The following is a 20916-nucleotide window of genomic DNA, read 5'->3' as shown; positions in this document are numbered from 1 at the left end:
TTTTAAGGAGGGCCCATGCCCGATCGGGTGGAGAAGCCTTCCCATATCCGGCCCCTTCTTCCACCGGCGGAATTCGAAGAACGTCCCCCGCGGGAAAGGGATTCCGGAAGGAGACCTCCCTCTAAGCCGAAAAAAGAAGGCCCCGAGGAGAGGCCTCCGGAAAACGGCAAGGGCCAGGTGGTCGATGTTACGGTTTGAGTCCGGAATGGAGATCTATCTCTGGGGGCAGGTTTTCCTGGATCTCCTCATGTTAATTCTTATCGGGCTCCTTTTTTACCGCCTGCGACCGGTGGAAACCTCCCCGAGGCTTGCGGAAAAACTTTCCCTCCTTGAGGGCTTGATCGAGGATCTTTCCCGCTATCTGGAGGAGGAAAAGAAGATCTTTCGGCGCCTGGAAAGAGCCCTTGCGGCCGGGGCCGAGGCCTGGGAGCGCTCCGGTGAGGGGCGAAAGGATTTGCGGAAGGAGGTGGTAAGGCTTTATCGGGAGGGGGTTTCCCCCGCGGAGATTGCTCGTCGCCTTTCCCTCTCGGAAGGGGAAGTGGAGCTTCTGATCTCGCTCGAAAGATTTAAGGAGGGGCTGTGAGGGTCATCACTCCGGCTCCGGTAACCTATCTTCCCGAAAATCTGGTCCCTCTCTTTTCCCAGCCCGGAAGGGAGCTTACGGTGCGGGTGATCGAGGTAGAAGGCAAGACCCTGACCTTAGAGACCGGAGGGGAGCGCTTTCAGGCCCGCCTGGCCGGAAGTCTCTTTCCGGAGGCCTTTCGTCCGGGAGAAAGCCTGCGGGTAAGAGTGGTCTCTACCGGGCCTCCGCTTCTTCTTCATCTGGTAGAGGGGCGGGAAGGGGGGCGGCCGCTCTCTCGGCTGAAATATCTTCTGGCCCTCTTGCCTCAGGCTGCGGCTGAATTTCCCTCCGAACTTCCGGCGGTCTCGGAAAAAGAAGGCCTGGCCCCTCTGGTGGCCTTGCTGGTGGAGGCCCTAAAGGAAGAAAAAAGAGAGATCCTCCGGGAAAAAAGCGAAGCTTTCCATTCTCAGAAAGACCTCGTTCAATTTTTTCGGCATCTTTTTTCCGAGGGGGCCTTGGTGCTTCCCTTTGTCTTTGCCGATCGTCTTTCCTGGGGTCTCCTTGAGGCCGAGGGGCAAAAGGAAGGACGGAAAGAGCGCTATTTTTACCTCCGCCTTTTCCTTTCGGAGCTGGGGCTGGTAGAGGTCCTTCTGCAGGCTCAGGATCAGCACCTGGGATTGCATTTTTATTTTTCAAGGGAGGAGACCCTGAAGTTGGCCCGAGAGGCCCTTTCTGAACTGCGAGGGGCCTTGCTGGAGAGAGGCTTTGTACCGGAGATCACCCTGGAAAAAGGCTATTATGAGCCGGGAGTAATCCTGGCTAGGGAGGGATAGCCATGTTGATTTTGGAGAAGGCCGGAAAACACAATACCGAGGCCGTAATCCAACTGGTCAAGGAAGAGGCCCCCAAGAGGGGCCTGCGGCATGTGGTGGTGGCCTCTACTTTCGGGGACACAGGGCTTCTGGCGGCCCGCGAACTCTGTCCCCTGGGGCTTAAAGTGGTGGTGGTGACCCACAACGTAGGTTTCCGGGAGCCGGGGACCCTGGAGATGACTCCGGAGACTCGCCGAGAGATTGAATCCCTTGGCGCGGTGGTATATACCGGAACCATGGTCTTTCGAAACCTGGGAACCGCCATCCGAGAGCTCCTGCACTATTCCCAGCAGGACCTGGTGGCCAACACCCTGAGGATTTTCGGCCAGGGTCTTAAGGTCTGTGTAGAAATTGTACTTATGGCCTGTGATGCCGGACTTATTCCTCCCGAAGATGTAGTGGCCGTGGCCGGGACGGCCCGGGGGGCGGATACCGCGGCCCTGATTCGGGCTATGCCTTCCAATCGATTTTTTCACCTCAAGGTCCGGGAGATCTGGGCCAAACCGCGCGACTGGTAGGAGGCTTTCATGAAAGCCCTGGTGGTGGACGACTCCAAGCCCATCCGCCAGATCGAAAGAAAGTATCTGGAGGAGCTGGGCTTTGAGGTGGTGGAGGCCGAAAACGGAAAGGAGGCCCTGGAAAGGCTCAAGGAACACCCAGACGTGCGCCTCATTCTTCTGGACTGGCACATGCCGGTAATGAACGGCTACGAGTTCCTTAAGGCCGTACGGGCCAATCCGGACTGGAAGGAGATCAAGATCATGATGGTCACCACCGAAAATCAGCAACAGAGTGTTATTGAGGCCATCATGGCCGGGGCCAACGAATACCTCATGAAACCCTTTGACAAGGATATGCTCGAGGCCAAGATCCGTTTTCTCCTGGAGGAGGCCCTGTGATTCGAGTCCTCATCGTGGATGACTCTCCGGTCATCCGGAGGCTTCTCAAAGAGGTCCTTTCCAAGGAGCCGGATATCGAGGTAGTGGGCGAGGCCCGGGACGGGAGGGAAGCCGTGGAGCTGGCCCAGGCCCTGCGTCCAGATGTGATCACCCTGGACATCGAGATGCCGGTGATGGATGGCCTTTCGGCCCTGCGGGAGATCTGCCGTCTGGTGCCCCGGGCCAAGGTAATCATGTTTTCCACCCTTACGGAAAAGGGGGCCCGGGAAACCTTAGAGGCCCTATCTCTCGGGGCCTTCGATTTCGTGACCAAGCCCAAAGGGGCCAACCTTTTCGATAGTTTAACCCGCATAAAGTCCGAACTCCTTCCCAAGATCCGGGCCGCGGTGCCTGCGGTCCGCAAGCCGATTCTTCCCCGCCGGCCGGCCCCTCCGAGGCCCCGGGTGCTCTCCCCTGGGGTTTATTCCGTGGTGGGAATCGGGGTTTCCACCGGAGGCCCTAGGGCCCTCATGGAGATCATGCCCCGGCTTCCGGCGAACTTCCCGGCCCCGATACTCCTGGTCCAGCATATGCCCCCGCTTTTTACCGCCCAGTTGGCCCAGAGCCTGGATCAGCGTTCGGCCCTGCGGGTAAAAGAGGCCCGCTCCGGGGAGCCGGTGGTGAAGGGCACGGTCTATGTGGCCCCGGGCGACTATCACATGGAGGTGCGGGGTTCGGGGAGGACTAAAACCATCTATCTCCACCAGGGCCCCCCGGAAAACGGTTGTCGTCCGGCGGTGGATCCCCTCTTTCGGTCCCTGGCCAAGGTCTATAACGGCACTGCGGTGGCTGTGGTTCTCACCGGAATGGGCCAGGACGGCCGTGAGGGGGCCCGCAAGATTAAAGAGAAGGGAGGACTGGTTATCGCCCAAGACGAGAAAACCTCCACCGTTTACGGGATGCCCCGGGCGGTGGTCGAAGCGGGGCTGGCGGACCTGATTCTGCCCCTTTCGGAGATACCTATTAAGCTCCAGGAGATCTTTTTAGGAAAGGGAAGAGCATGAGGCCGGAGATCTTCGATTTTTTCACTCTACTGGTGGAAAAGGTCAGCGGTATCTCTCTCAAAACCGGCAAGGAATATCTGGTGGAAAACCGCCTGAACGAGCTGGCCCGCTCCCTGGGCTACCGGGATCATGAAGAGCTCTATCAGGTGGCTCGCAGCAAGCTCACGCGCCAGCTTCTGGAGCAGATCGTGGACGCCCTTACTACCAACGAGACCTACTTTTTTCGGGATCAACACCCCTTTGAGTCCCTGAGAAAACACATTATTCCGGAATTAAAGGAAAAGAGGTCCGGCCTTAAAAGGCTCACCTTCTGGTCGGCGGCCTGCTCCACTGGTCAGGAGCCTTATAGCCTGGCCATTCTCCTCAAGGAATATTTTCCGGATCTGGTGAGCTCCTGGCGGGTAGAGATCCTGGCCTCGGACATCTCGGAAAGTGCGCTCAAGAAGGCCCGGGAGGGAGTCTATACCCAGATCGAGGTCAACCGGGGTCTTCCGGTGACCTTTCTGGTAAAATATTTCAAACAGACGGGATCGCACTGGAAGGTCGCCGAAGAGTTGAAAAATCTGGTAAAATTTCGGAAAATAAACCTAGTGGAGCCCCTGCGGGGCGTGGGGAGCTTTGATGTGATCCTCTGCCGCTATGTGCTGATCTACTTTGCCCCGGCGATGAAAAAGCGCGTCTGGGAAAACCTCTGCCGGGTATTGAATCCGGGGGGATACCTCATCTTGGGGGCCACGGAGTTCCCTCCCGGCCTCCCCCCGGATATGGAAAAGAAGATTTTGGGAAAGACGGTCTGTTTCCGCAGAAAGGACTAAGGAGGAGGCCATGTCCTTTGAAGAAGAGGTCCTTAAAGATTTTCTCACCGAGGCCAAGGAGAGCCTGGAGAAGCTTGATGAAGAATTTGTGGAGCTTGAGCAGGATCCCCAGAATACGGAGATCCTCAAGAGCATCTTTCGGACCATGCACACCCTTAAGGGGACGGCGGGCTTTTTCGGCTTCAAGACCCTGGAGGGGATCGCCCATTTTGCCGAAGATATCCTTTCCAAACTGCGGGACGGGCTGGTGGTGGCCGACGAGGAGATCATCGACATGTTGCTCCGGGCGGTAGATCACATCAAGGCCATCATCGCCCATCTTGAGGACCACAAGCAGGAGCCGGTGGACGAGACCTATTTGGATTTTCTGGTAGAGCTCAGCAACTTTGCGGAAAAGATCGCCCGGCGGGCCCAGGGGGAGGCCCCAAAGGAAGAGGCTCCGAAGGAGGAGACCCAGCCCCCCTCCGAGGAGGTTCCTTCTGAGGAAGCCCCCCCGGAACCCTCTGCGGAGGCCAAAGGGCCTGAGGAGGCCCCTCCGGCGGAAGAACCCGTCCGGGAAGAAAAGCCTTCCGAAGAAAGGCCTCCGGCCCCCTCGGAGGCCCGGCCCGAGGAACCTAAGACCCCCAAGGCCCCGCCTCAGGTCTCCTTTGCCGAGACCCACATTCGGGTGGATGTGAAACTCCTGGATCATCTCATGAATCTGGCCGGAGAGCTGGTCCTGGCGCGAAATCGCTTGGTGCAGCTAGCCGGAGAGAAGGCCGACCCCGAGCTCCTGCGGGCTACCCAGAACCTCTCCCTGGTGACCACGGAGATGCAGGAAACCATCATGAAGACCCGCATGCAGCCCATCGGGAATCTTTTCAATAAGTTCCCGAGGATCGTGCGGGATCTGGCCCGCTCTACCGGCAAAAAGATCAATCTCCATATTGAAGGGGCCGATACCGAACTGGATCGTTCCATTATTGAGGCCATCAAGGATCCTTTGACCCACCTGGTCCGCAATTCCGTGGATCACGGGATCGAGTCCCCGGAAGAAAGGGCCCAGGTGGGGAAACCCCAGGTGGGGACCTTGGTCCTGCGGGCCTATCATGAGGGCGGTCAGGTGGTGGTGGAGATCGAAGATGACGGCCGGGGAATAGATGTAGAAAAGATCAAACGCAAGGCCGTGGAAAGAGGCCTCATCTCCCCGGAAGAGGCCTCGCGGATGGGGGAAAGGGAGGCCCTGAATCTCATTTTCCGTCCCGGCTTTTCCACCGCGGAGAAGGTCACCAACATCTCCGGCCGCGGGGTGGGCATGGATGTGGTCAAGACCAACATCGAGCGCCTGGGGGGAAGTGTGGAGATCCAGACCGTCAAAGGGGCCGGGACCACGGTGCGCATCAAGATCCCACTCACCCTGGCCATCGTTCCGGCTCTGATCGTGCTTTCCGGAGGGGAGCGCTACGCCATCCCCCAGGTGGGCCTCAAAGAACTGGTGAATCTCGAGAGCCAGGAGGAAATCCACCGCATCGGGGATTCGGAATTCTATCGCCTCCGCGGAGAAATCATCCCCATTGTGCGGCTGGCCAAAATCCTGGGGCTTCCAGACGGAGAGGCCCGGAGTCTGGCCATTCTTACCACCGGAACCATAGATTTTGGGCTCCTGGTGGACGAGGTGCGGGACTCGGAGGAGATTGTGGTCAAACCCCTGGGGAGACTTCTCAAAGGGATTCCGGTCTATGCCGGGGCCACCATCATGGGGGACGGAAAGGTGGCCCTGATTCTCGATGTGGTGGGGCTTTCGCGGTATGTGGGCTTTAAGGCCGAGGAGGCCCGCCGTCTCCTGGAAGAAGAGGGGGTCCGCAGGGTCACTGAAGAAAAACAATTCGTACTTCTTTTCAAGGTCCATCCCCAGGAACAATTTGCCCTTCCGCTCTCCCTGGTCTCCCGGCTGGACAAGGTCAAGGCGGAAGATCTGGAATTTGTGGGAGGAAAGGAAGTGGTCCAGTACAAGGGGCGCTCGGTCCCGGTGATCCGGCTGGAGAATTATCTCCCTATTCAGCCCCTTCCGGAGCAGGAGGAGTACAACCTTCTTCTCTTCGAGGAGGGAGAGAAGCGGGTGGCGGTTCTGGTCTCGGAGATCGTGGACAGCCTCGAGACCGACCTTGAGCTGGACGAGGACATTTACCACACGGAGGGGATTCTCGGCAATCGCATCCTGAACGGCCGCACGACCATCTTTGTGGACATTTATAAGATCATCGAGATGTACGACCCTGAGTGGTTCCAGCGCCGGGAGGTGGCTGAGCCGCGGCGGATCCTTTACGCCGAGGATTCCACCTTCTATGCCGGACTGGTCAGGAATTATCTGGAGGCCGCGGGCTTTGAGGTGGACCTGGCCTCAAACGGTCGGGAGGCCTGGGAAAAGCTCCAGCAGGAGTCCTACGACCTCCTCATCACGGATATAGAGATGCCGGAGATGGACGGGATCGAACTTGCCAAAAAGGTCCGATCGGACGAGAGGTTCCGGAATCTTCCCGTTATGGTTCTTACCAGTCTTTCCGGGGAGGAGATTTACCGCAAGGCCCGGGAAGCCGGGGCCGACGAATTTCAGATTAAGCTTGACCGGCAGGCGGTGATTTCCGCGGTGGAGCGGCTCCTGGAGGAATCCCGGCTTAAGGAGGCCGCAGCTTGAGGGAGGGGGAACTTCTCAGGATCCTGGGGCTTTCCCCCGGGGCCGGCTGGGAGGAGATTCGCCGGGCCTATCTCCGGCGGGTCAAGGAGTGGCATCCGGACCGGGGAGGAGATCCGGAGCGCTATCTTCGGCTCCAGGAGGCCTATCAAGAACTGCGACAGCGCTACGGGGAGGGAGAGCGGGTTCAGATCCTAAGGGAGCGACCTGGCCGGGGAGACTATTTTCTTTCTTTTATAGAGCTTACCATTCGGGAGGCGGCCCTGGGCACGGAAAAGAGGGTCAGGGTGCCGGAAGAGCCAGTCCCCTGCAGTCACTGCGGAGGCGGAGGCCGTGATCCCTGGGGAAAGAAGGTGCGCTGTGAGGTCTGTAAAGGCCGGGGGCTGGTCCTTGAGGAAGGCCCTTACCGGAGTCTCTGCCCCCGATGCCGGGGGGAAGGGGAGATCTGGCTTTCCCCCTGCCCCCAGTGTCGGGGAAAGGGTGAGATCCGTGGGGAAAAGGAGGTCCTGGTCCATATCCCTCCCGGAGTGCGGGAGGGGGATCTGCTTTTCGTGCCCCGGAGACCCGGGGGGCCGGGGCTGGATGTATATCTGGAGGTCCTCCTGCGTCGGGAGGAGGATCTGTATTTTGAAGGAGAAGACCTGGTGCTGAGGGTAAGGGTCCCCTTCTGGAAGGCGGCCCTGGGAGGGAAGGTCCAGGTGGAGACCCTGGAAGGCCCGGAAGAGATCGAACTTCCCCGGGGCCTTCCCTCGGGGGCCCGGCTGGTACTTTCTCATCGCGGGCCCTTCGGAAGCGATGGCCGCCGAGGGAACCTCATTCTACAGTTCGAGGTCTGGTTCCCGGAGGCCTATCCCCCGAAGGCCCAGGAACTTTTGCAAGAATTCTATCACCTGATGGAGGAGGCTTATGGTGGAGCTGCCGGTACCCAGCAGTGAGAGGACTCTGGCCCTAGGAGAAAAGACGGAGACCTTCGTGACTTTCTGGCTGGGAGAATTCTATTTTGGGCTTCCGATCTCGGAGGTGGTGGAGATTAACCGGAAGCTGGAGATCACACCCGTTCCCCTGGCCCCGGCTTATATCCGGGGGATCGTGAACCTGCGGGGGCAGGTCCTTACGGCCATCGATCTGGCCCGGAGGATCGGTCTGGATGGGGAAAACGCCGCGGAATACAACCTCATTGTGCGAGATGAGGACGAGGATAAGGTGAGCCTCCTGGTGGAAAGGATCGGGGACATCTTGGAGGTGCCGGTGGAGAGCATAGAAGAGCCTCCGGAAAAGATCGAGGGGATGGAAAGGCGTTTTGTGCGCTGGGTGTGTCAGCTTCCGGAAAGGCTCCTGGTGATCCTCCATACCCGGGAACTCTTTCAGGAGTCCGGATAGAGTCCGGCAAAGTTCAGGAAGGGTTCCCAGACCCGGCGTTTTTCCTCGGGAAATTTCTCCCAGAAAAGACTCTGCCACTTGGGGGCCTCGGGCTTTTTGAGAAGACGCATCCCGGCCTCTTCCGGGGTCCGATCTCCTTTTTTGAGATTGCACTTCCGGCAGCAGAGGACCACGTTGGTCCACACCGTCTTTCCTCCCCGAGATCGGGGGAGGACATGATCGATGGTGCGATCTTTGGGGTTCTTGACGGATTTTCCGCAGTACTGGCAGGTATATTGGTCGCGCATGAAAAGATTGGCCCGGTTGAAGACCACCTCCATCTTGGGAAGACGGTCGTAGGTGGTAAGATAGATGGCATCCGGGGCTACCAGGGAGAGGGAAGGGCTGCGGATGAGGCGGCCGTTGTCGTAAAAGCGGCTGGCCTCGATCCACTCCTCCAGGGTGTGGGTGGTCCAGTCCGGGGTAATGACCTTGGCTGTGCCCTTGACCAGGTGGCAGATGGCCCGCAGGACGGTGGTAATCTGGATGGCCTGGTAGTAGCGATTGAGAACCAGGACCTTATCCTGAAGGATGCTTTCGGCACTCATTTCCCGAAAGTTTAGACGGAATTCAAAACTTTGGCAAAACCGGAAGGCCTTCAAGGGCCGGGAAGGAGGGAAAACAAAGTGGGAGTTCGGGTGGGGATCGTAGGCCTGCCCAATGTGGGAAAGTCCACCCTTTTTAATGCCCTGGTGGAGGGGAGCCGGGCGGAGGTGGCCAATTATCCCTTCTGCACCATAGATCCCAATATAGGGGTGGTGGAGGTCCCGGACGAGAGGGTAAAGATCCTGGCCGAGCGGGAGGGGGCGGCCCAGGCGGTGCCGGCCACGGTGGAGTTCGTGGATATTGCCGGTCTGGTGCGCCACGCCAGCCGGGGAGAGGGGCTGGGCAATCAGTTTCTGGCCCATATCCGGGAGGTGGAGGCTCTGGCGGTGGTCTTAAGGTGCTTTGAGGACCCGGAGGTGGTTCACGTGGAGGGGGCGGTGGATCCGGTGCGGGATCTCGAGATCCTGGAAGTGGAACTCATCGCCAAGGATCTGGAGACGGTGGAAAGGAGACTTTCCAAGGTGGAAAAGGCCGCCCGAAGCGGTGATCGGGCCGCAGGAGAGGAATACCGGCATCTAGAGATCCTCCGGCGGATCCTTTCCGAGGTGGAGCCCCTGCGCAAGCATCGGGAAAAGATTCCTCCCGAGACCCTGGAGTATGCCTTTCGGACCCTCTTTCTGCTTACGCTTAAACCGGTCCTCTGGGTGGCCAATCTGGGAGAGGGGGACCTTCCGGAGGGGAGGGAAAATCCTCATTTGGTGCGTCTTGCGGAGCGGGCCCGGAACGAAGGAGTGCCCCTTATTCCTCTCTGTGCGGAACTCGAGGCCCAGCTGGCGGAGCTTTCTCCGGAAGAACGTAGGGAGATGCTTGCGGCCTACGGCCTTGCGGAGCCCGGACTTTGGCGGGTCATCCGGGAGGCCTACGGGCTTTTAAACCTGATCACCTTTTACACCGTGAACGAAAAGGAGGCCCGGGCCCGGACCCTTCGCCGGGGAGCTACAGCCCTGGAGGCCGCAGCCGAAATTCATACCGATATGGCCCGAGGTTTTATCGCTGCCGAAGTGATCAACTTTGAGGACTATCGGGCCCTTTCCGGCCTTTCCGAGGCCCGCAAGAAGGGCCTGGTGCGCCTTGAAGGCCGGGACTACCCCGTAAAAGACGGGGACATCCTTTACATCCGCTTCAAAGTTTGATCCCGAGGTCCTCATTTCCTAAACTTGACACCATAGCGGACAACTTGTTATGGTGTCTCACAACTTGAAAAATACCAGTTTTGGCCGATTGGGATGGCCGAAAACGCCGAAGTAAGCAAGACGGAGCCTCTTATTCTTCCTTCAAATCCCCTTTCTTTTTGGAAATTTCCAAAGTTTTTCAAAAATTTTTAAGGAGGTCTTTTCCATGGCCGAAGCCCCGCTTATTCTCTGGTTTGAGGAGATAGGGATCAAGGATGTGCCGCTAGTAGGAGGGAAGAACGCTTCCCTGGGGGAGATGTATCGCAACCTTACCCCCAAGGGGGTCCGGGTCCCGGAGGGTTTTGCGGTCACCGCCGAGGCCTATCGGTATTTTATCCGGGAAAACCATCTGGACGACAAAATCCGTAAGGCCTTAGAAGGGCTGGATACCCATAATGTAAAGGATCTTCAGCAGCGCGGGCGCAGGGTTCGGGAGCTTATTCTCAAGGCCAAGATGCCCGCCCGGCTGGCGGAGGAAATCGAGAAGGCCTATCGGAAGCTTGAGGAAAAATACGGGCCCAATGTGGATGTGGCCGTAAGGTCCTCGGCCACAGCCGAAGACCTTCCCGATGCCTCTTTTGCCGGGCAGCAGGAGACCTATCTCAATGTGCGCGGGGCCGAAAGGGTTATTGAATATGTCAAGAGATGTTTTGCTTCGCTCTTTACCGACCGGGCCATCTCCTACCGGGAAGATAAGGGCTTTGACCATTTCAATGTCTATCTTTCGGTAGCCGTCCAGAAGATGGTCCGCAGCGACAAGGCCTGCTCCGGGGTGATGTTTACTCTGGATACCGAAAGCGGTTTCCGGGATGTAGTTTACATTACCGGGGCCTGGGGCCTGGGGGAAAATGTGGTTCAGGGAAAGGTAAACCCCGATGAATTTTATGTCTTTAAACCCACCCTTAAGAAGGGTTTTCGTCCCATACTCTCCAAAAAGCTGGGCTCCAAACACATCAAGATGGTCTATAGCCGGGATCCGGAGCATCCGGTGCGGGACGTGAAGACCACCCGGCGGGAGCGGGAGTCCTTCGTGCTTTCGGACGAGGAGATTTTGAAGCTGGCCGAATGGGCCATAATCATCGAGGAGCATTACGGCCGGCCTATGGACATCGAGTGGGCCAAGGACGGTGACGGGAAGACCGTGGGCACCGGGGAGCTTTTCATCGTCCAGGCCCGCCCGGAGACGGTCCACGGGGCCAAGCGGGAGCGTTATTACGAGGTTTACAAGCTCAAAGGCGAGGGCCGGGTGCTTACCGTGGGCAAGGCCGTGGGGAGCAAGATCGGTCAGGGCCGGGCCCGGGTCATCATGGAGGTCTCTCAGATCCATGAGTTTCAGCCCGGAGAGGTCCTGGTGACGGATATGACCGACCCGGACTGGGAGCCCATCATGAAGGTGGCGGCGGCCATCGTGACCAACCGGGGCGGACGGACCTGTCATGCAGCCATCGTCTCGCGGGAGCTGGGCATCCCCTGTATTGTGGGCACGGGAAACGCTACGGAGGTAGTAAAGACCGGCCAGGAGATCACCGTAGACTGCTCTCAGGGAGAGGAAGGCCGGGTGCTGGAAGGCTTAGTGCCCTACGAGGTGGAGCGTATCGATCTGGAAAGCCTTCCGCGCACCAAGACCAAGATCATGATGAATGTAGGCATTCCGGAGCAGGCCTTCAGCCAGGCCCAGATCCCCAACGACGGGGTGGGACTGGCCCGGCTGGAATTCATCATCGGCTCCCATATCGGGATCCATCCTCTGGCCCTTCTTCATTACCAGGAACTGAAAAAGCAGGCCGAAAAGGATTCCCGGCTGCGTAAACTGGTGCGGGAGATCGAAAAACGCACCCCGGGCTACGAGAACAAGGCCGACTTTTTTGTGGACAAGTTGGCCCAAGGGGTGGGGATGATCGCCGCGGCCTTCTACCCCAACGACGTCATCGTGCGGCTTTCGGACTTCAAGAGCAACGAGTACGCCAATCTCCTGGGAGGGTGGCTCTACGAGCCGGTGGAGCACAATCCCATGATCGGCTGGCGCGGGGCCTCCCGTTACTATGATCCCAAATTTGAGCCGGCCTTCGGCCTGGAGTGCAAGGCCCTCAAGCGGGTGCGGGACGAGATGGGGCTTACCAACGTGAAGATCATGATTCCCTTCTGCCGCACCCCGGAGGAGGGCCAGAAGGTCATCGGAGTCATGGAAAAGTATGGTCTTAAGCAGGGAGAAAATGGACTGGAAATCTATGTGATGTGTGAGATCCCCAGCAACGTGGTCCTGGCGGACCAATTTGCGGACATCTTTGACGGTTTTTCCATTGGCTCCAACGACCTCACCCAGCTCACCCTAGGGCTGGATCGGGACTCGGAACTGGTGGCCCATCTCTATGACGAGCGCAACGAGGCGGTCAAGCGCCTGGTACGCCAGGTGATTCAGACGGCCAAGGCCCGGGGGCGGAAGATCGGGATCTGTGGCCAGGCCCCGAGCGACTTTCCAGACTTCGCCGAGTTCCTGGTAGAGTGTGGGATCGACTCCATGAGCCTTACTCCGGACACCGTGGTCCGCACCCGGCTCCTGGTGGCCGAAAAGGAAAAGGCCTTGGGTAAGTGATCCGGGTGTTTTCTTGACACGAAACTAAAATTCGTGCTATGAAATTAACGGCCCTGGGTGCCCCGCCGGCGGCGGGGTGAAACGGGAAGCCGGTGAGAATCCGGCGCTGGCCCGCAACCGTGACCGGGGACGAAAGCCGCTGGGGACCTCTGGAGCCGGTCCCCCGCCCGAGGGCTCGAGGGTAAGTCCGAGGGTTCCTCGGGTGGGCCTGAAGGGCGCACCGCCTTTCAGGCGACAGGCCACTGGGTGGGCCTGCGGGAGGGCCCGCAGGCCGCCTGGGAAGGCGCGGCGAGTAGGACGATCCGGAAGCCGGGAGACCGGCCCGGGGCCGAAAAGGCGGTGGGGTGCGGCGAGGACTCCGACCCGACCGCAAGGCTTTGCGGTCCCGCCTCGCTAGCCCCCGAAAAATTTCCCAAGGGGGTGAGTTTATGCGTAGAAGTTGGGCCTTATGGGTAGGGTTCTTTCTGTTGGGTTTTTCGGGTATGGCCCGGGCGGGGGCCCTCTCCTATCTCCCCCTGAAACATCCACCCCTTAAGGAGAGGCCGGCCCTGGTGCTTTGTGCCTTTGGGACCTCCACCCGGGCCCGGGTGACCTTCGATTATCTCGAGCAGAAGGTGCGGGAGGCCTTCCCGGGCTACGAGATCCGCTGGGCCTTCACCTCGAGTATCATTCGGGAAAAAATGAACCGGATTTACGCCCGCAAGGGCCTCCCTCAAAGGCTTTACAGCCTGCACGAGGTCCTGGCCCAGCTTTACGCCGCGGGCTACCGGAAGGTAGTGGTGCAGCCCCTACACGTCTTTCCCGGCCTGGAGTACGAGGCTGTGGTGGAGGTGGCCCGAAGGTTTCCCGATCTCCGCATCGTGGTGGGAGAGCCCCTTCTTTTCCGCTGGGAATACGTGCGGGAGGTCCTTGCGGTGGTGGAAAAGGAATTCCTCCCTCCTGAAGAAGGTCTGAACATCCTGGTGGCCCATGGGACAGACGTGACCGCTCAGGGGGCTAATCTAACCTATCTGGGTCTCGACTGGCTGGTGCGCCACCGCTACTCCAATGTCCTTTTGGGCACGGTGGAGGGTATCCCCGGAGGGGAGGAGGTGCTGGAGGAGGCCAAGAGGTATCCCGGAAAGCGGGTGCGTTTTATTCCCTTTATGCTTGTGGCCGGAGACCATATCATGCACGACATCATGGGAAAGGACCAGGGGGAGGAGAAGAGCTGGCGGGAGATACTTGAGGAGGCGGGAAAAGAGGTGGACTGTGTGACGGCCCGGATAAACGGCAGGGTCTATTATCGAGGGCTGGGGCTCTATCCGGAGACCGCAGACTTTTTTGTAAAGCAGATCCGGCGCGCGCTGGAGATCCTGAAAAATTACTGAGGAGGGGGCCTTGCGTCTTTACGGAGTGGGAGTGGGCCCCGGGGATCCGGAGCTTCTTACCCTCAAAGCCTTGAGGGTGTTGCAAGAGGCGGTCCATATCTTCGTGGCCTCCTCCAGTAAGAACGATTACTCTCTGGCCCTGCGGGTGGTGGAAGGATATCTTCCGGCCGGGGTCCCGGTGGAAAGGCTTTCCTTTCCCATGACCCGGGAGCGGGCCCGGCTGGAGGAGGCCTGGGAGAAAAACGCCCGCCGGGTGGCGGAAGTCCTGCGGGAAAAAGGTTCGGCGGTCTTTCTCACTTTGGGGGATCCGGCCCTCTTTTCCACCTTTGGACACCTGGCCCGAGCGGTGCGGGAGAGGGTCCCGGAGGTGGAGATCGAGATGGTTCCGGGGATAACCGCGGCCCAGGCCGCCGCCGCCCGTCTGGGGGTGATCCTGGCCGAAGGGGAGGGGGCCTTCCTTATTGCCAGTGCCCTGGCCGCGGAAGGGGTACTCCGCAAGCTGCTCCGGGAGACCTCCTCGCTCGCCCTCTATAAGGTCTATCGTCGGACTCCGGAGATCCTTCGTCTTCTTGAGGAGGAAGGCCGCCTTAGCGAGACCCGGGCGGTTTCCCTCTGCGGCCTCCCGGAGGAAAAAGTTTACCAAGATCCTCGGGACCTTTCCCACTCCAGACCCCCTTATTTCACCCTTCTTCTGGTGGGGGGAAAGTCCTTGACTGAATAGCACTAATTTTATAAAAATAGCATAAAATCCAGTTTGGGGAGGGCGAGGATGAGAAGGCTGCTCTTCTGCTGTTTGATAGGGTTTCTCTTTTTTGGGGCCTGGGGGGCCTCCTGGGCGGCGGATCCGGAGGTGGAGGAGCTGAAGCGCATGCTTCGGCAGGTGATGGAGGAGAACCGGAGGCTGGCCCAGCGAGTGGAAGAGCTTGAACGGCGCCTGGCGGACTACGAAAAACGTTCTGCAAAGGAGGCTCGGGTCGAAGTTCCTTCCGAAAAGCGGCCCTGGTATGAAAGGGTGGAGGTGGGGCTTTCGGCCGCGGGTCTGGTTCAGGGTCTGGTGGGAGCGGACAAGGAGCTGGCCAACCTTCATGCCCACGGGGGCCGGGAGCCCGCCGGGGCCTCGGATCTGGTCCTGACCGACGAAGACAAGGCCTACGGGGCGGCCTCGGTGGATCTTTCCTTCTCCGCGGAGTTTTCTCCCCGGGATCGGGCCTATGTGCTCTTGGAGATGGGCTCCGGCAAGAACCCCGAGGCCGAGGTGCCGAGCTTTTCGGGGATCGTGGACGAGGGGCTTTCTATGGTCCCGGTGGAGACCGAGGACGGGGACGTGCGGGTGAGTGAGGCCTGGTATGAAAGGGACTGGCGGCTTTCTTGGGGAAAGCTACGTCTTCGGGCCGGGAAGATAGACGTGACTACCGAGGTGGACCAGAACGAGTATGCCAACGACGAGCTTGGGCAGTTTATGAGCCCGGTTTTCGTAAATAACGCTGCTGTGGAGTGGGCCTCTTACAGCTTCGGGGTGGTGGCGGCCCTGGAGGCCGAGAGGTGGAGTTTTACGCTGGGCTACGAGGACGCGAATTCGGATTGGGACAACCTTTTTGACTATCCCTTCCTGGTGGCCCAGCTTGCGGTAAGTCCCCGGCTCTGGGGCCGGCCGGGAAACTACCGCTTTTACCTGTGGTATCAGGGGGAAAAGCACCTGGAGTGGGACGATCTTGAGGATTATTTTGCCAAAGGGATCGAGCCGGAAAATGACGAGCCGGCCTGGGGTTTTGGGGTTTCTTTTGACCAGGAGGTGGCCGAAGGGATGGGGATCTTTTTCCGTTACGGCTGGCGGGGGGACGAGCTGGTGGGTTACTGGAACACGGGGCTTGAGGATCTGGATTTTTCTTACGGTTTTGAGCAGAGTGCGAGTCTGGGGGTTTCGATCTCCGGGGCCCGGTGGGGCCGGGGGGAGGACCGGCTGGGTTTGGGCCTGGCCTGGTTCGGGATAAGTGACGCTTACGAGGACTACTGGGAGGGCCAGGGGGTGTATGCCCGGCGTTTGGTCCTGGATCCTCACATGCACCGACACGAGGCCCGGGACGAATGGCATCTGGAGGTTTATTATCGGTTTCAGGCCAGCGATCACCTGGCCCTCACCCCGGACTTTCAGTACACCTGGAATCCGGCGGGGCTTGAGGACGACGGCTTCTGGGTCTTCAGCCTCCGCGGAGTCTGGGAATATTAGATGGGAGGGGGCCGCACGGCCCCCTTTTTATTTGATAAACATCTGCGGAAGGACCTCGCTCAACCCCTCAAGAACCATCTGGACGGCGATTACCGCCAGGATCAGACCCATGAGCCGGGTCATGACCCCTACCCAGTAGGGCCGTAGGCGCTTGGTGAGGGCCTCTCCGTAAACAAAGCAGAGGTAGGTAAGGAGACAGACCAGGCCAAAGACTCCGATCACCGTGAGGATCTTTACCGGGTCGGTCTTACGGCCCACCAGGGATAGGGCGGTAGTGATGGTCCCGGGGCCGGCGAGAATGGGAGTGGCCAAGGGGGTCACCGCAATGTCTTCCGGGGACTCTTCTTCCTCTTCCTCCGTAGGGTGGTGCTGGTGGGAACGACGGGCCCGCACCAGGTGATAGGCGATCATGAAAAGGAGGATACCCCCGGCGATTCGGAAGGCCGGGAGGGTAATGCCGAAGAGGCGAAAGATGAGGTTCCCCCCGAGGGTGAAGACGGTCACGATGAAAAAGGCCCAGAGGACCGCGGTACGGGCTACGCGCAGTCTCTCGGCCTCGGAAAAGTCCTCCACCAGCGAAAGATAAATGGGGGTATTTCCGATAGGATTCATAATGGCCACGAAGCCTACGAAGACCTGAAGGAGAAAGCCGAGGTAGGCCAAGGTTTCGGGGCGCATACCTAAATGATAGGCGAGCTTAAGGGAGACGCAAGAAGGTCTTGAGGATCCTCTGGAAATGTGGTAAGGGACCTCAAATCTTTCCCAGGGGTCGTCCTATGTCCGGAAAGATCCGCAAGATCCTCGTGGCCAACCGTGGAGTGCCGGCGGTGCGTATCATGCAGACCTGCCGGGATCTTAAGATCCCTACGGTGGCGGTTTACAGCACCCCGGACCGGCTGAGTCTCCATGTCTTTATGGCCGATGAGGCCGTGCACATCGGGGAGGGGCCGCCGCTTAAGTCCTATCTCAACATGGACCGCATCATCGAGGCCGCCCTCCAGACCGGGGCCGATGCTATCCATCCCGGCTGGGGGTTTCTTGCGGAAAATGCGGAGTTCGCCCAGCGGGTGATCGACGCCGGTCTTACCTGGATCGGCCCGAGTCCCCGGATCATCTCCCTCATGGGAGACAAGAAGGCCGCCAAGGAGCTGGCCAAGCGAGCCAATTTGCCCACCATTCCGGGGATAGAAGATCCGCAGAGCCCCGAGGCGGTTCTGGAGTGGATGGAGCGTGAAAGGGTGGAGTTTCCCATCATGCTCAAGGCGGCCCTGGGCGGGGGCGGAAAGGGTATGGTCAAGGTGGAAAGCGCCGAGGAGCTGCCCCAGAAGTTCTCCCACGCCCAGTCTGAGGCCTACAAGGCCTTTGGGGACTCCAGCCTCATTGCCGAAAAATATATCCAGCGCGGCCGACATGTGGAGGTCCAGGTTGTGGCCGACCGGCACGGCCACGTGGTGCACCTTTTTGAGCGCGAGTGCACCATCCAGCGCCGCAACCAGAAGATCATCGAGGAGACTCCGGCCCCTTCTCTGGACGATGATCTGCGCCAGGAGATCTGTTTCACCGCGGTGCGGCTCATGCGGGAGATCGGCTACGATTCCGCGGGCACAGTGGAGTTCCTGCTGGACTCCGAAACCCGGAAGTTCTATTTCCTGGAGGTCAATACCCGTCTTCAGGTGGAACATGGGGTCACCGAACTGGCCACCGGACTGGACATCGTGGACCTCATGATCCAGATTGCCGAGGGCAAACCCCTCCCCTTTCATCAGCGCGATATCCAGAGCAACCGCTGGGCCATAGAGTGCCGGCTCACCGCCGAAGACCCGCGCACCTTTACCCCCTCCTTCGGGACCATCACCCGGCTTCAAATCCCGGACGGGCCCAACATCCGCATCTCCACCGGGGTCTATGAGGGGGCGGAGATTCCTCCTTACTACGATTCCATGTTTATGCTCATCATGAGTGCCGGGGCCGATCGCGATCAGGCCATCCGGGTCATGGACCGGGCCCTTTCCCGGGGTCTGCGGGTGGAGGGAGTGAAGACTATCGCCCCTCTTCTCATCAGCATCATCCGGCACCCCAAATTCCGGGCCGGAGAGTTTTCCACCCGCTTCATTGAGGAGCACCTGGAGGAACTGGTTTCGGCCTTCAAGGAGTTTGACCCGGACGAGGAGGTCCTCAAGATCGCCCGCTATGTGGCCGAGATCTCGGCCCTCGGGCCCCAGAGCTGGATGTAAAGGAGGTCAGGCGTGGCGCGCCCCGGTTCGGGCCTTTTTTCTCTCCCGGTCATACTTGATCCCAAAGAAGAAGGCGATGGCCGTTCCCAAAAGGGCCGCGATATAGACCCAAATCATATTTTCCATCTCTTCCCCCTTACACCGTATCTCTTAGCCTCCGTTTCAGGGCCAAAAATCCCGCTATTACGGTCAGGGTATAACAAAAGACCCCCAAAAGAAAGATCAAGATGGAGGTATGCGGTTGAACCAGCAGAGGAAGCACTAAAGTGGCCAACAGAACTAGACTTACCTTTAAGAGGTAATCGCCGATCCTCTCCCACATATCTATCACGGGATACAGTTCAAAGTAAAGGAGGTCGTTATGGAACTGGTGCGCCTTAAGCCGGGGATGAAACCGGCAGAGATCGTAAAGACCCTCCGGGAATCTGATCGGGTCTTTTTCACCTCCACCTCCCTGCGGGATGCCGGGCAATCCGATTACAAGAACCGACACCGCCTTATCGACCTCAAGACCCTCTGTCCCCTCTACAACGAGATGGGGCTTTTCAGCGTGGAGTGTCACGGAGGGGCCCGCTGGCACGTGGGTATTCTGAACCGCCGCGAGAGCCCCTTTGAGGAACTGCGCACCTACCGGCGCCTCATGCCCAACGTCATGCTCCAGACCCTTATTCGGGAGACCAACCTCTGGGGCTACCGGCCTTATCCCCGGAACGTGATCGAGTATGTGGTCTCCCGGGTGGACATCGACCTCTGGCGCTGCTTTTCCTTCCTCAACGATATCCGGAACATGCGCACCGTGGCCGAGGTGGTCATGGAGCGGGAGAGGCTCTTTGAGCCGGCCATCTCTTTCACCGATGCGGACTGGGCGGATAACGCTTACTACCTTCGGGTGGTGGACGAGATCGTGGCCCTGTGCGGGGGGACCGAGGAGATCATCCTTTGCATCAAGGACATGGCCGGGGTGGGGAGCCCGGAGCGTATCCGCAGTCTGGTCTCGGCCATCAAGGACAAGTATCCGGAACTGGTCATCCATTACCACCGGCACGCCACCGACGGTCTGGCCCTTCCGGCTTACAAGGCCGCGGTGGAGGCCGGAGTGAAGATCATCGATGTGGAGGAGGACTCCCTGGCCCGCTTTTACGGCCAGCCCCCCATGCTTTCGGCCTACGCCTATCTCACCGAGGCCGGCTTCAAGGTGAACCTCAATGTGCGCCTGGCGGAGCTTGCCGTCCAGAAGGTTCGGGAGTGGATCAACTACTACGACTGGGCCGAAAGCCCCTTCAAGGGTTTTGATTACATGGTGGTCAAACACCGCATGCCCGGTGGGGCCTTCCCCTCCTCCTTTGAACAGGCGGAAAAGAACGGCTTTCTCCACCTCATGCCCTATATCCTGGAGCTCATGAGCTACTACAACCGAATCGTGAAATACTTCGACGTGACCCCGGGCTCCCAGATCACCTGGGTGACCTGCTCCGGCATCGTAAACCGCTACTCCAAGGAGCACGGAGAGGCTGGGGTGCGGCACATCCTGGACCTCCTGCGGCGTTTCGTGGAGGAGAAAAACTGCGACTTCGAGGCCATGAGCGAGGAGGAAAAGGAGGAGCTTCTGGAACTCTTCAAGACCGCGCCCGGGGACTTCAAGAACCTCATCCTGGGGAAATACGGGCGTCTTCCGGCAGGCTGGCCGGACGAATGGGTCTATCGCAGCGCCTTCGGAGAGGAGTGGCAGGAGAAACTCAAGGAGCGCACGGAGGCCAGTCCTCTGGAGACCGTGCCGGAGCTGGACCTTGAGGCCGCCCGGGCGGAGTTGCGCCGAGAGCTAGGCCGCGAACCCACAGAGGAGGAATTCATCATCTACCTCATGCACCCCAAGGACGCCCTGGCCTTTTTCGAATTCTTCGAAAAGTACGGCGAGGCCTCCTATGTGCTTCCCACCCCGGTCTTCCGCTACGGGCTGCGCAAGCCGGGAGACAAGGTGGAGTTCTACTTTATGGGCAAACCCTACACCATTGAGCTGGTCTCCGTGGGGGCCGAACACGACGGGATCATGCACGTGGTGGTCAAGGTGAACAACAAGACCCGGGTCTTTGAGGTGGCCACTCCCCGGGTCAAGAAAAAGGAAGTGCGCATGGCCAAGGGCCCCAACGAGATCGGCTCCCCCATCAAGGGCAACGTCTGGCGCCTGGGCAACCCCAAGCGCGGGGAACTTAAAGTGGGCGATATCTACCACAAGGGAGAGGAGATGGCCAATCTTGAGGCCATGAAGATGGAGACCCCCATCTACGCCCCCTTCGAGTGCGTGGTGGAGGAGATCTGTGTGAAGGTGAACGAAAGCGTGGTGGAGGGGCAGCTCCTTTTTGTGGTCAAGCCTCTCGAGGAATATCGCCCCAAGGAGGTCCCGGCCAATCTAGGCGAGGAGGTCAAGGACTGAGG

General features: G+C 59.3%; 19 protein-coding genes and 1 riboswitch. Of the genes, 17 read left to right on the top strand and 2 right to left on the bottom strand.

The window, feature by feature from the left end; genetic code table 11:
- The first annotated feature begins 15 nt into the window (after positions 1-15).
- From FVE67_RS01340 to FVE67_RS01295, 10 genes are read left to right on the top strand one after another with little or no spacing between them, the layout of a single operon-like run.
- Positions 16-198: a hypothetical protein gene (locus FVE67_RS01340; RefSeq protein WP_168718882.1), complete on the top strand. Its 183-nt coding sequence runs from the start codon at positions 16-18 to the stop codon at positions 196-198.
- Entirely contained in the window at positions 185-583 is a 399-nt protein-coding gene (locus FVE67_RS01335) for a DUF6115 domain-containing protein (protein WP_168718881.1), read from the top strand. Before FVE67_RS01340 ends, FVE67_RS01335 begins: the two co-directional genes overlap by 14 nt.
- Positions 580-1395 carry a flagellar hook-length control protein FliK gene (gene fliK / locus FVE67_RS01330; RefSeq protein ID WP_168718880.1) on the top strand — a complete coding sequence of 272 codons (816 nt, stop codon included), beginning with the start codon at positions 580-582 and terminating at the stop codon, positions 1393-1395. Before FVE67_RS01335 ends, fliK begins: the two co-directional genes overlap by 4 nt.
- Positions 1396-1397: 2 nt before the next feature.
- The gene (locus FVE67_RS01325) at positions 1398-1952 is read left to right on the top strand and encodes a pyruvate kinase alpha/beta domain-containing protein (RefSeq protein WP_168718879.1); all 555 of its coding nucleotides are present in this window, start codon (positions 1398-1400) and stop codon (positions 1950-1952) included.
- 9 nt (positions 1953-1961) lie between these two features.
- Entirely contained in the window at positions 1962-2333 is a 372-nt protein-coding gene (locus tag FVE67_RS01320) for a response regulator (RefSeq protein ID WP_168718878.1), read from the top strand.
- Positions 2330-3376 (top strand): protein-glutamate methylesterase/protein-glutamine glutaminase, encoded by a 1047-nt coding sequence (locus tag FVE67_RS01315; RefSeq protein ID WP_168718877.1) that lies wholly within the window; start codon positions 2330-2332, stop codon positions 3374-3376. Before FVE67_RS01320 ends, FVE67_RS01315 begins: the two co-directional genes overlap by 4 nt.
- A complete protein-coding gene (locus tag FVE67_RS01310; protein WP_168718876.1) occupies positions 3373-4191 on the top strand; it encodes a CheR family methyltransferase in 819 nt (272 codons plus the stop codon). The genes FVE67_RS01315 and FVE67_RS01310 overlap by 4 nt, the downstream gene beginning before the upstream one ends.
- Positions 4192-4201: 10 nt before the next feature.
- On the top strand, positions 4202-6865 hold the full coding sequence (locus FVE67_RS01305) for a hybrid sensor histidine kinase/response regulator (protein WP_168718875.1): 2664 nt from the start codon (positions 4202-4204) through the stop codon (positions 6863-6865).
- The gene (locus tag FVE67_RS01300; protein WP_168718874.1) at positions 6862-7797 is read left to right on the top strand and encodes a DnaJ C-terminal domain-containing protein; all 936 of its coding nucleotides are present in this window, start codon (positions 6862-6864) and stop codon (positions 7795-7797) included. The genes FVE67_RS01305 and FVE67_RS01300 overlap by 4 nt, the downstream gene beginning before the upstream one ends.
- A complete protein-coding gene (locus tag FVE67_RS01295) occupies positions 7772-8242 on the top strand; it encodes a chemotaxis protein CheW (protein WP_168718873.1) in 471 nt (156 codons plus the stop codon). Before FVE67_RS01300 ends, FVE67_RS01295 begins: the two co-directional genes overlap by 26 nt.
- On the opposite strand, the gene FVE67_RS01290 is transcribed toward FVE67_RS01295, so the two are convergent.
- Positions 8227-8829: an HNH endonuclease gene (locus FVE67_RS01290; RefSeq protein ID WP_168718872.1), complete on the bottom strand. Its 603-nt coding sequence runs from the start codon at positions 8827-8829 to the stop codon at positions 8227-8229. The genes FVE67_RS01295 and FVE67_RS01290 overlap by 16 nt on opposite strands.
- A 78-nt stretch (positions 8830-8907) precedes the next feature.
- Between FVE67_RS01290 and ychF the strand changes: the two genes are divergently transcribed.
- From ychF to FVE67_RS01265, 5 genes are all read left to right on the top strand, one after another.
- A complete protein-coding gene (ychF, locus tag FVE67_RS01285; protein ID WP_168718871.1) occupies positions 8908-10020 on the top strand; it encodes a redox-regulated ATPase YchF in 1113 nt (370 codons plus the stop codon).
- 205 nt (positions 10021-10225) lie between these two features.
- Positions 10226-12652 carry a phosphoenolpyruvate synthase gene (gene ppsA / locus FVE67_RS01280; protein WP_168718870.1) on the top strand — a complete coding sequence of 809 codons (2427 nt, stop codon included), beginning with the start codon at positions 10226-10228 and terminating at the stop codon, positions 12650-12652.
- A gap of 38 nt (positions 12653-12690) precedes the next feature.
- A riboswitch (cobalamin riboswitch) is annotated at positions 12691-12992 on the top strand.
- Between the two features lie 88 nt (positions 12993-13080).
- On the top strand, positions 13081-14022 hold the full coding sequence (locus FVE67_RS01275; protein WP_168718869.1) for a sirohydrochlorin cobaltochelatase: 942 nt from the start codon (positions 13081-13083) through the stop codon (positions 14020-14022).
- Between the two features lie 10 nt (positions 14023-14032).
- Positions 14033-14743, top strand: a complete 711-nt coding sequence (cobI, locus tag FVE67_RS01270) for a precorrin-2 C(20)-methyltransferase (protein WP_168718868.1) — start codon at positions 14033-14035, stop codon at positions 14741-14743.
- A gap of 48 nt (positions 14744-14791) precedes the next feature.
- Entirely contained in the window at positions 14792-16249 is a 1458-nt protein-coding gene (locus FVE67_RS01265; protein WP_168718867.1) for a carbohydrate porin, read from the top strand.
- Positions 16250-16276: 27 nt separating this feature from the next.
- On the opposite strand, the gene FVE67_RS01260 is transcribed toward FVE67_RS01265, so the two are convergent.
- On the bottom strand, positions 16277-16927 hold the full coding sequence (locus FVE67_RS01260; RefSeq protein ID WP_168718866.1) for a MarC family protein: 651 nt from the start codon (positions 16925-16927) through the stop codon (positions 16277-16279).
- 98 nt (positions 16928-17025) lie between these two features.
- Here FVE67_RS01260 and FVE67_RS01255 point away from each other — a divergent pair, with 98 nt between their 5' ends.
- Together FVE67_RS01255 and FVE67_RS01250 are read left to right on the top strand one after the other, a co-directional pair.
- On the top strand, positions 17026-18483 hold the full coding sequence (locus FVE67_RS01255) for an acetyl-CoA carboxylase biotin carboxylase subunit (protein WP_168718865.1): 1458 nt from the start codon (positions 17026-17028) through the stop codon (positions 18481-18483).
- A gap of 361 nt (positions 18484-18844) precedes the next feature.
- Entirely contained in the window at positions 18845-20914 is a 2070-nt protein-coding gene (locus FVE67_RS01250) for a biotin/lipoyl-containing protein (RefSeq protein WP_168718864.1), read from the top strand.
- The last annotated feature ends 2 nt before the right edge of the window (positions 20915-20916 follow it).

Source organism: Thermosulfurimonas marina (assembly GCF_012317585.1).
Taxonomy (GTDB): Bacteria; Desulfobacterota; Thermodesulfobacteria; order Thermodesulfobacteriales; family Thermodesulfobacteriaceae; genus Thermosulfurimonas_A; species Thermosulfurimonas_A marina.
This window is presented reverse-complemented; position numbering and strand designations above follow the sequence as displayed.

What these genes read in the sequence shown, in the direction of transcription:
- FVE67_RS01340 (WP_168718882.1), top strand. Translation starts at nt 16, where the DNA reads ATGCCCGATCGGGTGGAGAAGCCTTCCCATATCCGGCCCCTTCTTCCA.
- FVE67_RS01335 (WP_168718881.1), top strand. Translation starts at nt 185, where the DNA reads ATGTTACGGTTTGAGTCCGGAATGGAGATCTATCTCTGGGGGCAGGTT.
- FVE67_RS01325 (WP_168718879.1), top strand. Translation starts at nt 1,398, where the DNA reads ATGTTGATTTTGGAGAAGGCCGGAAAACACAATACCGAGGCCGTAATC.
- FVE67_RS01320 (WP_168718878.1), top strand. Translation starts at nt 1,962, where the DNA reads ATGAAAGCCCTGGTGGTGGACGACTCCAAGCCCATCCGCCAGATCGAA.
- FVE67_RS01310 (WP_168718876.1), top strand. Translation starts at nt 3,373, where the DNA reads ATGAGGCCGGAGATCTTCGATTTTTTCACTCTACTGGTGGAAAAGGTC.
- FVE67_RS01305 (WP_168718875.1), top strand. Translation starts at nt 4,202, where the DNA reads ATGTCCTTTGAAGAAGAGGTCCTTAAAGATTTTCTCACCGAGGCCAAG.
- FVE67_RS01290 (WP_168718872.1), bottom strand. Translation starts at nt 8,829, where the DNA reads ATGAGTGCCGAAAGCATCCTTCAGGATAAGGTCCTGGTTCTCAATCGC.
- ppsA (WP_168718870.1), top strand. Translation starts at nt 10,226, where the DNA reads ATGGCCGAAGCCCCGCTTATTCTCTGGTTTGAGGAGATAGGGATCAAG.
- FVE67_RS01275 (WP_168718869.1), top strand. Translation starts at nt 13,081, where the DNA reads ATGCGTAGAAGTTGGGCCTTATGGGTAGGGTTCTTTCTGTTGGGTTTT.
- FVE67_RS01265 (WP_168718867.1), top strand. Translation starts at nt 14,792, where the DNA reads ATGAGAAGGCTGCTCTTCTGCTGTTTGATAGGGTTTCTCTTTTTTGGG.
- FVE67_RS01260 (WP_168718866.1), bottom strand. Translation starts at nt 16,927, where the DNA reads ATGCGCCCCGAAACCTTGGCCTACCTCGGCTTTCTCCTTCAGGTCTTC.
- FVE67_RS01255 (WP_168718865.1), top strand. Translation starts at nt 17,026, where the DNA reads ATGTCCGGAAAGATCCGCAAGATCCTCGTGGCCAACCGTGGAGTGCCG.
- FVE67_RS01250 (WP_168718864.1), top strand. Translation starts at nt 18,845, where the DNA reads ATGGAACTGGTGCGCCTTAAGCCGGGGATGAAACCGGCAGAGATCGTA.